The sequence below is a fragment of the Paenibacillus sp. P4_E11 genome, assembly GCF_056401635.1.
This window is the reverse complement of sequence record NZ_JBFUIX010000005.1, coordinates 87,213-101,938: the sequence shown is the minus strand read 5'-3', so window position 1 is coordinate 101,938 and position 14,726 is coordinate 87,213. Positions and strand designations below refer to the sequence as shown.

General features: G+C 52.4%; 12 protein-coding genes. 2 read left to right on the top strand and 10 right to left on the bottom strand.

Annotation, left to right across the window (positions count from 1 at the left end; genetic code table 11):
* Positions 1–5: 5 nt before the first annotated feature.
* Positions 6–1,034 (top strand): nickel pincer cofactor biosynthesis protein LarC, encoded by a 1,029-nt coding sequence (larC, locus tag AC1DWB_RS03910; RefSeq protein WP_477539719.1) that lies wholly within the window; start codon positions 6–8, stop codon positions 1,032–1,034.
* 116 nt (positions 1,035–1,150) lie between these two features.
* Here the strand turns inward: larC and AC1DWB_RS03905 are convergent, their stop codons facing one another.
* The 3 genes from AC1DWB_RS03905 to larC2 form a co-directional block, all read right to left on the bottom strand.
* Positions 1,151–3,055, bottom strand: coding sequence for an LTA synthase family protein (locus AC1DWB_RS03905; protein ID WP_477539718.1), 1,905 nt, complete (start codon positions 3,053–3,055; stop codon positions 1,151–1,153).
* Positions 3,056–3,309: 254 nt separating this feature from the next.
* Positions 3,310–4,335: an S-layer homology domain-containing protein gene (locus AC1DWB_RS03900; protein WP_477539764.1), complete on the bottom strand. Its 1,026-nt coding sequence runs from the start codon at positions 4,333–4,335 to the stop codon at positions 3,310–3,312.
* Positions 4,336–4,400: 65 nt separating this feature from the next.
* The gene (gene larC2 / locus AC1DWB_RS03895) at positions 4,401–4,892 is read right to left on the bottom strand and encodes a nickel pincer cofactor biosynthesis protein LarC2 (RefSeq protein ID WP_477539717.1); all 492 of its coding nucleotides are present in this window, start codon (positions 4,890–4,892) and stop codon (positions 4,401–4,403) included.
* 145 nt (positions 4,893–5,037) lie between these two features.
* On the opposite strand from larC2, the gene AC1DWB_RS03890 reads away from it, so the two are divergent.
* The gene (locus AC1DWB_RS03890; protein ID WP_477539716.1) at positions 5,038–6,081 is read left to right on the top strand and encodes a M23 family metallopeptidase; all 1,044 of its coding nucleotides are present in this window, start codon (positions 5,038–5,040) and stop codon (positions 6,079–6,081) included.
* Positions 6,082–6,147: 66 nt separating this feature from the next.
* Here the strand turns inward: AC1DWB_RS03890 and yunB are convergent, their stop codons facing one another.
* From yunB to AC1DWB_RS03855, 7 genes are all read right to left on the bottom strand, one after another.
* The gene (gene yunB, locus AC1DWB_RS03885) at positions 6,148–6,966 is read right to left on the bottom strand and encodes a sporulation protein YunB (RefSeq protein WP_477539715.1); all 819 of its coding nucleotides are present in this window, start codon (positions 6,964–6,966) and stop codon (positions 6,148–6,150) included.
* Positions 6,967–7,072: 106 nt separating this feature from the next.
* Positions 7,073–7,876 (bottom strand): LamG-like jellyroll fold domain-containing protein, encoded by an 804-nt coding sequence (locus AC1DWB_RS03880; protein ID WP_477539714.1) that lies wholly within the window; start codon positions 7,874–7,876, stop codon positions 7,073–7,075.
* Between the two features lie 665 nt (positions 7,877–8,541).
* Entirely contained in the window at positions 8,542–9,312 is a 771-nt protein-coding gene (locus AC1DWB_RS03875) for a DeoR/GlpR family DNA-binding transcription regulator (protein ID WP_477539713.1), read from the bottom strand.
* A 25-nt stretch (positions 9,313–9,337) separates the two neighbouring features.
* On the bottom strand, positions 9,338–10,813 hold the full coding sequence (rhaB, locus tag AC1DWB_RS03870; RefSeq protein ID WP_477539712.1) for a rhamnulokinase: 1,476 nt from the start codon (positions 10,811–10,813) through the stop codon (positions 9,338–9,340).
* 6 nt (positions 10,814–10,819) lie between these two features.
* Positions 10,820–12,085: an L-rhamnose isomerase gene (gene rhaA, locus AC1DWB_RS03865; protein ID WP_477539711.1), complete on the bottom strand. Its 1,266-nt coding sequence runs from the start codon at positions 12,083–12,085 to the stop codon at positions 10,820–10,822.
* A 23-nt stretch (positions 12,086–12,108) separates the two neighbouring features.
* Positions 12,109–12,486, bottom strand: coding sequence for a sensory rhodopsin transducer (locus AC1DWB_RS03860; protein ID WP_477539710.1), 378 nt, complete (start codon positions 12,484–12,486; stop codon positions 12,109–12,111).
* Positions 12,487–12,513: 27 nt separating this feature from the next.
* Positions 12,514–14,583 carry a bifunctional aldolase/short-chain dehydrogenase gene (locus tag AC1DWB_RS03855; protein WP_477539709.1) on the bottom strand — a complete coding sequence of 690 codons (2,070 nt, stop codon included), beginning with the start codon at positions 14,581–14,583 and terminating at the stop codon, positions 12,514–12,516.
* Between the last annotated feature and the right edge of the window lie 143 nt (positions 14,584–14,726).

Sequence of the window (14,726 nt, the reverse complement as noted above, 5' to 3'; positions counted from 1 at the left end):
AAACGATGCGTATCGTATATTTGGACTGCTTCTCCGGCATTAGCGGAGACATGACACTAGCCGCGCTTGTAGACGCAGGCGCCGATCGTGACTATATTGAGCAGGAGCTGTCGAAGATTCAGATCGAGCCGTTCCACCTGGAATGGCGCAGAGTGAATAAGCGGGGGATTTCCTCGCTGAAGGTGGACGTGCTGCTCGACCCGAACCAACCGCCCACCCACCACAGACATTACTCGGACATCATCCGGATGATCGAATCGATTGACTTCAGCGATCGTGTGAAGGCGTTAAGCCTAGCAGTCTTCGAGAAGATCGGTATCGCGGAAGGTAAGATCCACGGCATTCCATTAGATCGCGTACATTTCCATGAAGTCGGCGCCATTGACTCGATCGCCGACGTCATCGGCATCGCCCTCGCGCTGGATTCCTTGCAGGTCGAGCGCATCTACTGCTCGCCTGTCCCGCTCGGCTCCGGTACGGTGAAGTGCGATCACGGCATCTATCCGGTACCGGCACCAGCCACACTGGAAATGATGAGGGGATTACCGATCGCCCCTACTCCGTACACAATGGAGATGACGACACCTACAGGTGCTGGGGTCGTCTCAGGGATCGTGCACGAATTCGCCAAGGGCTTGCCCCCAATGATCGTCGAATCGATCGGCTATGGGGCGGGGACACGTGATTTGCCGAATCAGCCTAATGTATTGCGGGCAGTAGTCGGGACAATCGAGCCTTACTTATCGCAGTGGCAAGTTCAGCACGGTATTGCCCAGTACGAGCAGCATGATCATAGCCATGCGGAGCAACATCATCATCATGACCATCACGATCACGGTCACGATCACCCACATGATCACGATCACCATCACGATCATTCCCATACGCATCGCCTTGGGTCCAATCCCCAGGTACATGAACGCAAAATTTTATATCGCCCTACCCACAGTCATCATGACCATCACCACCCTCATTCACACGAGCACGACCATAAGCATGATGATGAACACCGCAGCTCCACTCCCAAGCAATAAAAAAAAACCGATTCGCCGTGCCACGAGCAGGCGGGTCTTGCTCGCAACAAAGAAGCCGTTCACGGGGCCTACATGATCGTAGGACTTGTGAACGGCTTCTTGTCAATTTCCCAACCTCAGGTCCCGCCTCCATCGCCCGTACTTGCTGACTCTATKGCGGCTTCGGCCAATTTTCGAATATCGCTCTCGGTATAATACTTCGCCACGTACTGTTGGCCGAACAATTGATCATACTGCAGCTCACGGTACTGCTCGATCGTCGGCTTCACAGCATCCGGCACGGCCGAGTACAGATTACCCGCTGCATCCACGACCAGATTGCTTAAGAGCCCCGGAATACTCGTAGACAGTCCGCTGTTCAATGCGAATTGCGCCGGCTTCTCCAAATGCAGAGCATCGAGCACGAACGAACCCAGGAATGAATCGCTCAGCACAGGTACGGTCTGACTCGGCATGGCGAAATTCGACCACGTCACGAATGGAACGCTATGCATGCTCTTGAGCTCATCCAATGACCACTTCGTGGAATCGCTGGACTGAATGAATCCAGCTTGTTTGTATACATCATAATCGTAACCCAACATAGGCAGATGATCACCGAAAAACACGATAATCGTCGGTTCATCCGACTGCTCGAAGTGATCGATCAGCATCTGCAGACTTTGGTCCGCATCATAAGCTCCCTGGCTATAGGTCTCCAGCGTTTGCTTAGCCGCCGGCGTCAGATCCCCTTGCACTTGAATCGAATTTTCTTCGTACCGGAGGGTGTCATAAGGCCCGTGATTTTGCATCGTAACCGCATAGATGAAGGCCGGATCATCTGAATCCTCGACAGCCGTTACAATGTTACGTGACATTTCGGCATCGGAGATGTACGCCCCTTTGTACTCGGGGTTGTCGAATTGCTCCTGACTTTTGAAGCTGTCGAAGCCAAGTTGCTTATACACATTTTGCCGATTCCAGAACCATCCTTCATAAGTATGGAGTCCCATGCTGGCATAGCCTTGATTTTTGAAATAGCTGGCTAAGCTGGGGACGGGCTTGTTGATATATTGTTGATACGGTACCGAACCTGCTGGCAGGAAGCTCATCGATTGTCCAGTCAACACCTCATACTCCACATTGCTCGTTCCTCCACCGAACTGAGGGGATAGCAAATATCCAGATGTGCTTTCCTGTTGCAGCCGATGAACGGTAGGAACCGGGTCCGAGCTGAAACTGACGTTCGTCAATAAGGTCGGGTCCCAGAAAGCTTCGTTCATGATGAAGATCACGTTAGGCTTCCTACCATTCAATTCGTCCTTCACGTCCCAATTCTGTTGCAGCATTTGCGATTCCTGCTCGCTTAACGATTGGGCCAGTGTTGAGATCGAGGCTTCCCCGTAACCGGAAGGCTTCGACACTACTGAATTTTTCACGTTCATTGTAAAAGCGAGTGCTATTCCGTTGTCGGCATAGTTCTGCGGCTGGTTCCAGGCTACTTCATACACCCCCGCTTTATTCAGTAGCTGCTCAGCCCACGGGGAACGAATCCCGACTGAGTACAAGGCGAATAAAGCCAACAGCCCGATCGCCAGTCGGCTGAACGGATGAATACCGAATCGAGGCAGCACGAACCGCAGCATGACGATGAACAGCACGATAACGGTAATCAGTGCAATCCGCTTCAAGGCGGCCGGGCCGGCTACGAGCGGAGCGATGTTCATACTTTCCTTCTTCAGGAATACGTCCCAGGGGAAGAAGGGCTGCCCGATCAACTTCGTTTTGAAAAAGTTAATTAGTGCTGCAAGCGATACGATAGCAGTAGTCAGCCCAATTGCCGGAAAGAGCGAACCAAGCAATGCATATACGATCAAAAAGACAAACAATTGAATAATAGCATTCAGCAGCAGCAGCTTCGGATTCGCAATGACCCAGCTCATCGTACCTGTGATCGAGCCGCGCCCGATCCATTCCATCCCGAACACAAGCAGTACTGGCACTACGATACAGGCTAACAGCACCACCAATTTGCTTGCCATGCGATTATGATCCATCCAGCTCAATCTGGACCGCACATTCCTCCTAAGTTTACGCACTTGACCTACACTTCCTTTACTTTAATCTACAGGACACTCCATCCTCATAGGCTCTATTATATTTACATAACCTTAATACAAACTGAAAATAAGCCTAAATGGGACAAACTGGACAAAAAAAAACTGCCTTCATCCGGATTCCTCCTGGCTGAAAACAGCTCGTCATCGTATTTGTAATTCCGTTCACGAGATACTTTTTATTGTGGTACTGGTTTATATTCGATGTAAAACCAGGTGATCAACGCCGTCCCTTGTCTATGAACAACATGGGATTCAGATTCAACGGAGACACGGTAAAGCCCAGGAGATGGCATCACCAACTCCGCACGGAACGTTCCATCCTTCATCGGTGCAACAACAGTCCCAATCGGTGAAAACCCTTCTGGGGTACGGACTTCATCCACTCGTACGGTCAACGAGTCGCCATACGCCTTGTACACCGCTCCAGTTACTGTATATGTAGGCTTGTTGATAAGCACATACCCAGTTGTGGGCTGATCGAATCCGATATGCGAATATTGGAACATCGGGTCACCGGACGGACTTTGCACCTGAAGCGGCATGCTCTCGGCGGGACTCAACTGCCAAGTATTCGAATCGTAGGTCGTTTCTAGTCTTGGACTTGGGTATACCGTCATCATCTTATCTTTCAATCTGCGGACGAATGTGACCGCTTCTGCACGGGTCAGTGTATCGCTCGCCATATAGCCCTCCACTGAGGCACTGATTTTCCCTTCGGAAAAACCGGCATCAAGCACGTACTTAACGGCATCGATTCGATTATAATGTCGACCATTGGCCGCACCCACTAATTGGGCTACAAAACCTCTTGACGCATAAGGCTCCCCGTTAGTGTTCTTCACTTGGTCCGGCTCGTTGGCTTCACTAATATACCTCCACCTCATTTGCGACATATAGTTCATATAAGGCGCACTCCAAGAATTATCTTTACCCGCTTCTTCATTAAAGTCGCCTGGCTTGAAGGTACGAAGCAGCATCGCCATAAATTCCATCTGGCTCACAGGCTGATCGGGTTGAAATGTGCCGTTGGGGTAGCCGTCTACAATCCCGTTCGCACTAGCCCAAGCAACAGAATCGTAAGCCCAATGATTCGCCTGTATGTCTTGGAATCCGTCCTCACTCGCTTGTACCCCGATCGGCAAGACTCCGATGAGGCAGAAAACCGCACTTAGAAGCAACAATTTACGAAAGGAACCAATCATCACAGCTACTCCTCCTACCTCTTAAATGTTTGATATTTCCCACTTTCCCCATTTCACGCTCACTTCTAAATCTTTTTCTCCCGAACGGTCTCCAGAACCGCGAACGCACGACGGGCTTCTTCATACACTTGCTTGAGCGGCACTCCGTGGGTAAGGGCGGCCTGCTCACAATCTTTGAATTCCGGTGCAACCTGTACAAGCTTCCCTTGATAATAGCCGGTCTTCACTGTTATTGCGCCCCATGGCGTCTCAACTTGAACGAAAGCTCTTCCCAGCCGATGACAATCTGCGCGTAAGTATCTTAACCCGAGTGTCGTTGTCTCACTGAATATGACGTCCTCCATCGCTCCCAGACGCTCATCTGAGCATAATACGTTCAACATAAAGCCTGGCCGTCCTTTCTTCATCACGATTGGGACCCAGTACACATCATTGGCTCCGGCTTCGAACAGTCTGTCCATCACATAGGAGCACCACTCCGGGTTCATGTCGTCCAGATTCGCCTGAATCAATACCATACCTTCCTCGGTGTGCTCCGTTCTGTGCTGCTCAAACATAAGGACAACCCCCTCTGTAAACGCTAATATGACTTATCGTAGCAAAAGGAACGCTGGCTTGTAAACGTTAATCGGGTTCAGCATACAAAATGCCTCCCTAACGCATTCTATACTTATCCATCAATGTGCGTCAGGAGGATTACAAATGAGACCCGCTTCTTGGTACCGAATAGCATGCTTAGCTATTGCCGGCTTTGTTCTGTCTAGCGGCTTCTCCATGGACATCTCGGCTGAACCCGCTCCATCCACCACGAAGAACAAGCCGATGAAAATGATTTTCGCGGAAAGAAAAGCACTGTTTGATCAAGCCAGCCAGGCTACCGGAATTCCATGGGCTTATCTGGCAGCTGTCGATCAGTATGAAAGAGCGCTAAGTATAGCGAATCCTAAGAAACGACCGCCCCGTGATGGGTTGATCGGCATTTACTATTCCGAGCTCGATTGGGTGGGCATGCAAAATCCGGATCATGAGGATACCGATATTCGCAGCATCGCCGTGTTCGGAGGCAAGGGACGAGACGGATCAGGCGACGGACTTGCGGACCGCAACAACGATCAGGATCTGCTCTCTACAACCGCTGCTCATCTTGCTCAGTTCGGGACAAGTCCGGAGAAACTAAAAGCAGCCTTATGGGACACTTACAAACACGCACGAGCTGTAGACCGTATCGAACAATTCATTAAAATTTACGAAACGTTCGGCACGCTGGAACTACATGAACATGCGTTTCCCCTGCCAGTGGGTAACAACTATTCCTACAGAGGTACTTGGGGTGCAGCCAGAAGTTGGGGAGGGTATCGGATTCATGAGGGGACCGATCTGTTCGCAGGACACGGAGTTCCCGTACGGAGCACCTGTTATGGCATTGTAGAAGTGAAAGGCTGGAACAACTACGGCGGCTGGAGAATCGGATTGCGGGACCTGAACAGTGTGTATCATTACTATGCTCACTTATCAGGTTATGACAAGAGCTTAAAGCAAGGCGATCTTGTCAAGCCTGGCCAAATTATTGGTTGGGTCGGCAGTTCCGGCTACGGTAAGCCAGGCACACAAGGCAAGTTCCCGCCTCATCTGCATTACGGGCTATATCGGGATAACGGAACGAAGGAATGGTCGTTCGACCCCTACCCTTATTTACGCAAATGGGAACGTGAAGATCTACTGCGGCAAAAAAAACCGGCTTCGTAATCGTGCAGAGAAGGTAGCACCACGAGCTCGCTCGGAATGATTCGGTCATGTCCGAGCGGGCAAGTGCTAGTGCTTCGCTTTACTATCTGCTGCTGCTCCGGTGGATCCTGTCGCGCTGCCTGTTGTACCTTTAGTATCTGCTGTAGCGGCGGCGTTCCCGTTCGCAGCCGAGTCGCCCTTGACATTGGGCAATGAAATGCTCGGCGGTAAAGCAGGAGAATTGCCGGTTGGGTTCCCTTTATTATCCATGTAATACATCGGTACATCCCCAACAACCAACACATACGAGATCGGAATTTCCGTATCCACAACTTCAGGTTCTGAGTCAAACGGAATAATAATCGACACTTCTGCTGTGATCTTGATGAACACCTCAACGAGAATCATATTGATCCCTGCATTTTGCTGGCGGGTGCTCAAGTCGACTTTTACTGAACCGGCCGGAACGAGCTTAATCGGGATTTTCGGTCCGAACGAGGCAATGATCGCGCTGTCCATCGCTTGCCCAAGCGGAATATGCTCCGGTATTTCCTCAAGCCCTTTCAATGCGCTTTGAACGGTTTCGACGGCTTGTGATCGTATCTTCATATGCTCCGAGTAATTCAGCATGAATCCATTGATCTTGCCATTCCGATCCATCTTCCAATCAATCAATTTCTCCAAATCGGTTCCTTGGGAGATCCGTTCGGAGATCGCATTATTGATCGACTCCGTTGCAATCTGCTTCACTCGCACTTTGGCCAGATTCATAAGCGGGGGCCACAAGTTGCGATCTATGTATACAAACGACTGGATAAAAAACAAAAAGGAAATGACAAGCGCGATAAAAAACGCCTTTCGTTTCCCTTTTTTCGTGGAGCGGCTACGCCAGCGGCGCTTTAACACAGGGCATCCTCTCCGTTCACTAGATCGATCGGTCAGGTTTCCTTACCCAGTGTATGCGATCGTCCCAATAAAAAGACGAGCAACCTCATCCATAGCCACGTTGTAATTAAGATTTCGACTTCATAGTCTCGACAGCAAGTTGTTTCAATTCCTCATCCGACAGTGCGCGATCGAATATAGCCAAGCCGCCTAACAGTCCCGTGTAGAAGTTACCCGGTTCGCCAGAGCGATCCACCGCTCCAACTGTGAAGTCGGCCCCGTCTTCACCTCCGTCGAACAACCCGCCCTCGTAAGCGTACGGATTGAACTGTTCCCGTTCGTCCAACCAACCGTCCAAGTAGGCTTTGGCATAAGAGCCGTCGTATGTGAAGGCAACGAAATGCCATTCGTCCGGCGTGATCGCGGTCTGCCCAATAGCGGCGTCCATACAGTACTTGTAACCTTCTGTCGGTCCGCCGACGGAAGAGACGTGCCCGCATACCTGCTCCGCGCTGTCCCATATTCGCAAATTGAGGAATAGGCAATATTGCCGCTTCTTGCGTGTTTCATCCCACATCCCGGCAATAGCTTCACACCGGATGAAATCCGTTTTGTTCCATTTCAACCAGGCTATTACCGTTACCTGCTTGTTCGACCCATGCAGATTAAGTGCTGGGCACTCAGCGCGGGGGATGCGGAACCATTGGCCGAGGTCGAGTCGGGTGGAGTATGGACCGAATACGCCTTCCTCCACTTGGGCGATCGGTCCGCTCATCTCGGTAAGCCGGTATTCGAATGGCCCTCTTGCGATACGCTCACTACCAGAACTCTCTTGAAAATCCCAGAAGCTGAGCAAGCCTTCGCTCGACAGTACAGCTTGTGATCGAGTCTGTACTTTCCCAGATGCCGTGTAACCTTCTTGCAATGTCATCGTTGTGCTTCCCTCCTTTATCCTATCTGAGAACTATCATATAGGTTGTCGCCTTGGATTTACATGCACTGAATTTTGTTTTTCATATCCTTTTTTGCTTGTTGTACTGCTGCCTAGTTTGAAAAAACCGGCCAGGTACTTGGTCGTCGAGTTTAGTTTGCGCGTTTGGCGGAAGGCAGAGGGTTACGATCCACGCTCTTGTTCTTCTTTCCAATATTGAGTTACGTTAGCCGCACCCGAAAACTTCTCGCCAAAATGCTTTAGTGCGGTTTTTCCGCGCTAATCAGGTCTGAGGCACCCGCCGATAAGGCTGTAGCTCGGTTTTTGAGGCTGTCGATTAACTGTTGATAGAAGCAAAAACGGCCGTTCCAAGTGAAAAAGGACCCCTTTAGCTCAAACATCTTGTTTGAACCTCCCTGATTGTATAAGGGATCAAGTGGTATGGAGGTTCAAGCCAAAACTCGCCAGGGTCCTCTTTTTCACTCTCCACTCCTCTTGTCCACAGTTAATCGACATCCTCTTTTTCCGCGTTATTCGCGCCCGAAGGGCTCGCCGGGGAGGCTGTAGCTCGGTTTTTCCGCGCTATTCGCGCCACCAAAAAACAAACAGCAGGCCACGAGTTTATCGTGATCCTGCTGTTTGTTTTTCCAATAAGCTGCGCCGCGCTACACCATTGTGACCGCGATCCCCTGCTCCGTCAGACGCTCATGCGTCTCACGAGGGAGGTGGCGATCGGTCACGATCGCATCGACCTCGCCGAGCTCCGCCACGTGCGTGAACGCCTGCACGCCGAACTTGCTGGAGTCGGCGAGAAGAATAACCTGATCGGCCATGCCGATCATCTTCTGCTTCACCCTCGCCTGCAGCTCGTTCGACTCGCTGACGCCACGTTCAAGATGAACGCCCTTGCAGGAAATGAACGCCTTGTCGACATGATAAGCATCGAGTGAACGTTCCGCCAGAGGACCGACGTACGACAGCGAGCGTGAAGCCAGAATGCCGCCCGTGGAGATGACCTCGATCTTCTCCTTGCCGCTGAGCTCTATCGCTACCTTGATCGAATTGGTCAGCACGGTTAGCGGAATGTCAGGCAAGCTCGAAGCCATATACCAAGCCGTAGAGCTCGCATCGAGCAGGATTCGATCATGCGGCTGAATGAGCTTGATCGCTTCCTGAGCGATCTGCTTCTTCTCCTCAGCCCGCGTGATCTCCCGCTCGGTATAAGGAATTTCCGGCTGCTGCCGGGCCTGGTGATCCTTGACGCTTACCGCGCCGCCATGCGATCGAAGCAGACGCCCCGCGCGCTCCAACCGATCCAGGTCACGCCGGATCGTCTCCTCGGTCACCTGACATAGCTCACTCAGCTCGGACACCCGAATGCTTCCCCGCTCATTCACCAGCTGAACAATTTTCTCATAGCGCTCTGCAACAAGCATAGATGACCTCTCTTCCAGACATGTATTAAGACGTAAGCCCGGTAACTTCACAAAACTTGCCGTATGCGGACAACCAATCTCCCTGCTCGTTCGGCTCATACACCGTCACCGGGAACGACTCCCGGATGACCCGCCGCGCTTCCCAGATGTCGGACAACTGCCCTTGAGCAATCAACTGAACGACGAGATTGCCAATCGCACTTCCCTCAGCAGGACCGGCCCATACCGGCTTGCCGATGGCATTTGAGGTCCATTGGCAGAGCAGCGTATTGTGAATGCCGCCTCCGACCATATGCAGCCCACTGAACTGCTGCTCCGACAATTGTTCCGTCAGCTCCAGCACATACCGATATTTTAAAGCGAGGCTTTCCAGAATGCAACGAACGAGCGCACCAGGCTCTTCCGGCGGCTGCTGGCCGGTTTGACGACAGTACTGACGAATCTGCGCTGGCATGTCTCCCGGATGCAGGAACATCGCATCGTCCGGATCGATCCATGCCGCGAACGGCGGCGCCTGCTCGGCCATGTGGACCAGCTCAGGGAACGTGTAGGCATGCCCGGCCCGCTCCCACTCCCGCCGGCTCTCCTGCAGCAGCCACAAGCCCATAATGTTCTTAAGCAGACGGAACGTTCCGTTCACGCCTCCTTCATTGGTGAAGTTCATTCGCAGAGCCTGCTCGCCCATGACCGGCCGATCGACTTCCGTGCCCATGAGCGACCACGTCCCGCAGCTCAAGTAGGCGAACGAGCGTTCCGTAGCTGGAACGGCAGCAACGGCCGATCCTGTATCGTGCTCCGCCACCGCGTAGACCGGGATCGAATCGATCCCGAGCTCGGTGCACACGGAAGAGCGTAGACTCCCTACCCGCGTTCCTGGCTGCACGACACTGCCGAACCATGAAGAGGGAATGCCCAACTGACGTAGCAACTCACCGTCCCATCGCCCCTCTAATGGATTGTACAGTTGGGTTGAGGTTGCGTTGGAAAACTCATTGTGCATCTCTCCGGTCAGGAAATATCGCAGCAAATCCGGGATCATCAGAAATCGGTCCGCTTCCCGCAGCCAAGGCGAATCGGCTTGCTTCAACGCATAGAGCTGATAAATCGTATTAAACGGTAGAAACTGAATACCAGTTCGGGCGAAGATGTCCGCTGCCGGGATTTCCCCCAGCAGCTTCTCCATCGCACCATCCGTATGGTGGTCCCTATAGTGGTACGGATTGCCGATTAATTCGCCATTACGGCCGATCAAGCCGAAGTCAACGGCCCACGAATCGATACCTAAGCTCGATATGGCAATCCCTTTATGCTTCGCTTGCAGCAGCGCCTGCTTCATCTCGTGCAACAAGCGAAGGATGTCCCACTGCAGGCGATTACCGACCTGCACCGGATCATTCGGGAAGCGGTGCAGCTCTTCCACTTCTAGCTTGCGGTCCGTAAGACGGCCTAGAAGCGCTCTACCGCTGCTAGCACCCAAATCATACGCGAGCACACTCGTCATTGTTGGTTACCCCCGCTTCAGCAGCACTTCTTGTTCATAGACTTTGACCTCATCCAACCAGGCTTCTCGGACAGGAACGCCCATCTTGGCGCAATAATAGTCCCAGATCGCACCGAACGGATAAGACTTGAATTCCTCCGTAAGCGCCAGGCGAGTTGTATAATCGCCTTGCAACTCAGCTTGCTTTAACATCTCCGTAGGTTCCAGCATGGCGCTAAGCAGCGCCTTGATCGTGTTGCGCGTCCCGATGACCCACGCCGCTACACGGTTGATGCTGCCGTCGAAGAAGTCCAGACCGATATGTGTTGTGCCAAGCAGATTGTGGCGGACAAGTTCCTTCGCGATATCCTGCAATTCATCGTCGAACGTAACGACGTGATCGCTATCCCAACGCATCGGCCGGCTCACGTGCAGCAAAATGCCATCGGTGAACAGCGACAAAGAGGACAACTTGCCCGAAATGCTTTCAGTCGGATGGAAATGCCCGGCGTCAAGGCAGATCAACTTGTTATTTTGCATCCCATAACCCATATAAAATTCATGAGAACCGACGACATAAGCTTCCGAGCCAAGACCGAACAGCTTACTCTCCACCGCATCGAGATTGTGCGCCGGATTCAATTCCTCTGCGAATACAGCATCCAGCGAATCCTTCAATCGCTTGCGAGGACCGAGCTGATCAACGGGCTTATCCTTGAAGCCGTCTGGCACCCACACATTCGTAACACATGTCTGACCGAGCTGCTCCCCGAAGTAAGCACCGATCCGGCGTGACGCCTGGCAATGCTCAATCCAGAACTTACGAACCGCTGGATCTGGATGACTCAAGGTAAAACCGTCGCTCGACATCGGGTGCGAGAAGCAAGTGGGATTGAAATCCATACCGAGTCCTTGCTGCTTCGCCCAATCGACCCAGCTCTGGAAGTGGCGCGGCTCCAGCTCATTCAGATCAACCTTCTCGGTCGTGTCCGCATAGATGGCATGTAAGTTCAGCTTGTGCTTACCCGGAATTAAGGAGAACGCCAGCTCCAGATCGTTACGCAGCTCAGCAGGTGTACGAGCCGCCCCAGGAAAGTTGCCGGTAACGGAGATTCCCCCACTCAACGCCTCGTCCTGGAACAGAAACCCCCGTACATCATCTCCCTGCCAACAGTGCATGGAAATCTTAATTGACGCCAACTGCTCCAACACTTGGTCTACATCGATCCCATGTTGGCTATACAGGCTCTTGGCCCATTCGTATTGCGGCTGCAGCTCTTCTACTCGTGACATCGTCTTGTTCCCCGTCCCTTCGATTATCGTAATGGATACGCAATGACTGACATTAATGCGTTCTCGGCTTGCGTCGCGTCCAGTCGGCTGTACTGCACAATAATGGGAATGCTGCTTACAACTTCGATCGCATAAGGAACGCCTACAGGGATGTACGCGCCGTTATGATGCAGTCCACTTGTGCGAATATGGTGCGTGCGCCTGCCCGGTACGACGACCACGATGTTCTCAATCGGATCGCGATCTTCGAAAAATATCGTGAACCGAACTTCCGCGTCCTCCGAAGACGTGTTCAATACACATACCGATTCGTGGCTTTGCAATGTCCCTGTCTCTGCGCTTGTAGGAGGAATATAGCCATCCGGGATGATCCAACTGAGTTCACCTTGTGCTTTATACATCTCGATCTACTCCTTCACCAATATGGATTATCGGGTAAAAGCGGCCGGAACACCGCCGTCGATTGTCAGCATGCAGCCTGTTGTTTTGTCCGCCTTGGAGGAAGCGAAGAACGCAATTCCTTCGGCAATATCTTTGGGATAAATATTAACGAGTAATGTAGTCCGTTTACGATAATATTCTTCCAGCTGATCCGGCTCGATGCCATACGCGGCTGCCCGCTCATTGCGCCAGCTGCCGTTCCAGATCGTCGATCCTTGCAGGATAGCGTCGGGGAGAATCGTGTTCACTCGGATGCCGAATTCGCCGCCTTCCGCCGCGATGCAGCGAGCCAGATGTGCTTCAAGCGCCTTCGCCGCGCTATAGGCAGAAGCATTTTTGCCTGCATAGACAGAGTTCTTCGAGCCGATAAACACCATGTTGCCGCCAACGGCCTGCTCTTTCATCAGCTTGAACGCTTCGCGAGCGACGAGGAAATAACCGGTTCCTAGCACGTTGATGTTCAAGTTCCATTCCTTGAGCGACGTTTGATCGAACGGGCTGGAAGTAGCAAGCCCTGCATTGTTAACGATGATGTCCACACCACCGAACGCGATTGCAGTATCGGCATAAGCAGCAGCCACATCTTCTTCCTTCGTCACGTCCATCTTCACGGCAATCGCACGATTGTCGCCATACTTGGCGTTAATGTCGGCGGCTACCTTCTCAGCACCTTCCAAGTTCAAGTCGGCCAGTACGACATGCGCGCCTTCGGACACAAGGCGTCTTGCCGTCTCGCTGCCGATCCCGCCTGCGCCGCCGGTAATGAAGGCGACTTTACGTGAGAATTCGGCTTCCGCCGGAGCCAGCGACAGCTTGTAAAGCTCAAGCGGCCAATACTCTACATTGTACGACTCGTTCTCGCTCAGCGAGACGAACTGTCCAAGTGCAGTGGAACCGCGCATGACCGCAATCGCTCGGTGGTAGAGTGCCCCGCTTACCTTCGACATCGCCCAGCTCTTGCCTGTGTTAATCATCCCTACGCCCGGAATAAGAATAACACGCGGCGCCGCTTCGAACATGACGTCGCCTTCATTCTTATTGCGCTCGAAATATGCTTGGTACTGCTCTTTGTAGGAAGCGATGCCAGCCTTCAGCTTCGCCTTCAGGCCGTCGACATCATCCACATTCGGCGTCCAGTCGATATAGAGCGGTACTACCTTCGTATGCACGAGATGGTCCGGGCATGCCGCACCGACTTGCGACAGCTCTGCCGCATTACGACCGCCTGCGAATTGCAGCACATCGGCTTCGTCATCGAACGTCAGAATCATCTTCTTCGCATCGCTCACCGCTCCGCGTACAGTCGGCATCACTTGCGCCGCAACGCTTCTGCGAACATCGGCCGCGAGCGCTTCGTACTTCACGCCGCCGAACAAGTTCGCTTCCTCAACGCGCGCTTCTATGAACGCCTCCGCTTCGCTGATGATGGCAATCGTCTTGGCGTAGCACGCTTCCGACGTATCGCCCCATGTGACAAGACCGTGCTTCTCCATCAGCACCAGCTCGGCATTCGGATTCGCCAGCACGCCTTCTGCGATCATCTTGGATAGCGTGAACCCTGGGCGGACATAGGGCACCCAGACGAATCGGTCTCCGAAGATCGCCTTCGCCAACTCCCGCCCGTTGTCCGCGCAGCAGAGGCTAATAATCGCATCGGGATGCGTATGGTCGACATGCTTGAACGGCAGAAAAGCATGCAGCAACGTCTCTATTGATGCGCGAGGATGTTTGGCATCGATCATACAGTGCGCCAAATAAGCGACCATCTCTTCATCAGGCATCGCGTCACGTTCGAACAGCGGACGAATGTCCTCCATACGCAAGCCTGTGAAGTTGCCCGCCTTCATCGTAGCCAGATCGGAACCGCTTCCCTTCACATACATCACTTCGACATCGCGGCCGCGGAAATCCTTCACCGTCGTCTTGCTAGACGTGTTGCCTCCACCCCAGTTGCACACGCGTCGGTCCGCTCCGATAATGTTGGAACGATACACCAACTCGTTCAGTCCACCCTGCTGTTCAGATGCCTTCGAATTATCCCACAAGCTCTGTACCATGATATTGCCTCCATGTAATTAGTTTGTTTGTGTTTGTTTTCATATTATCATGTTTGTTTATTTTTGAATATACATACTTTAAATGCATCTGCAACAATAATAAAAGCAGACTGCCGATTCATTCTCGACCGCCTGCTTCATGT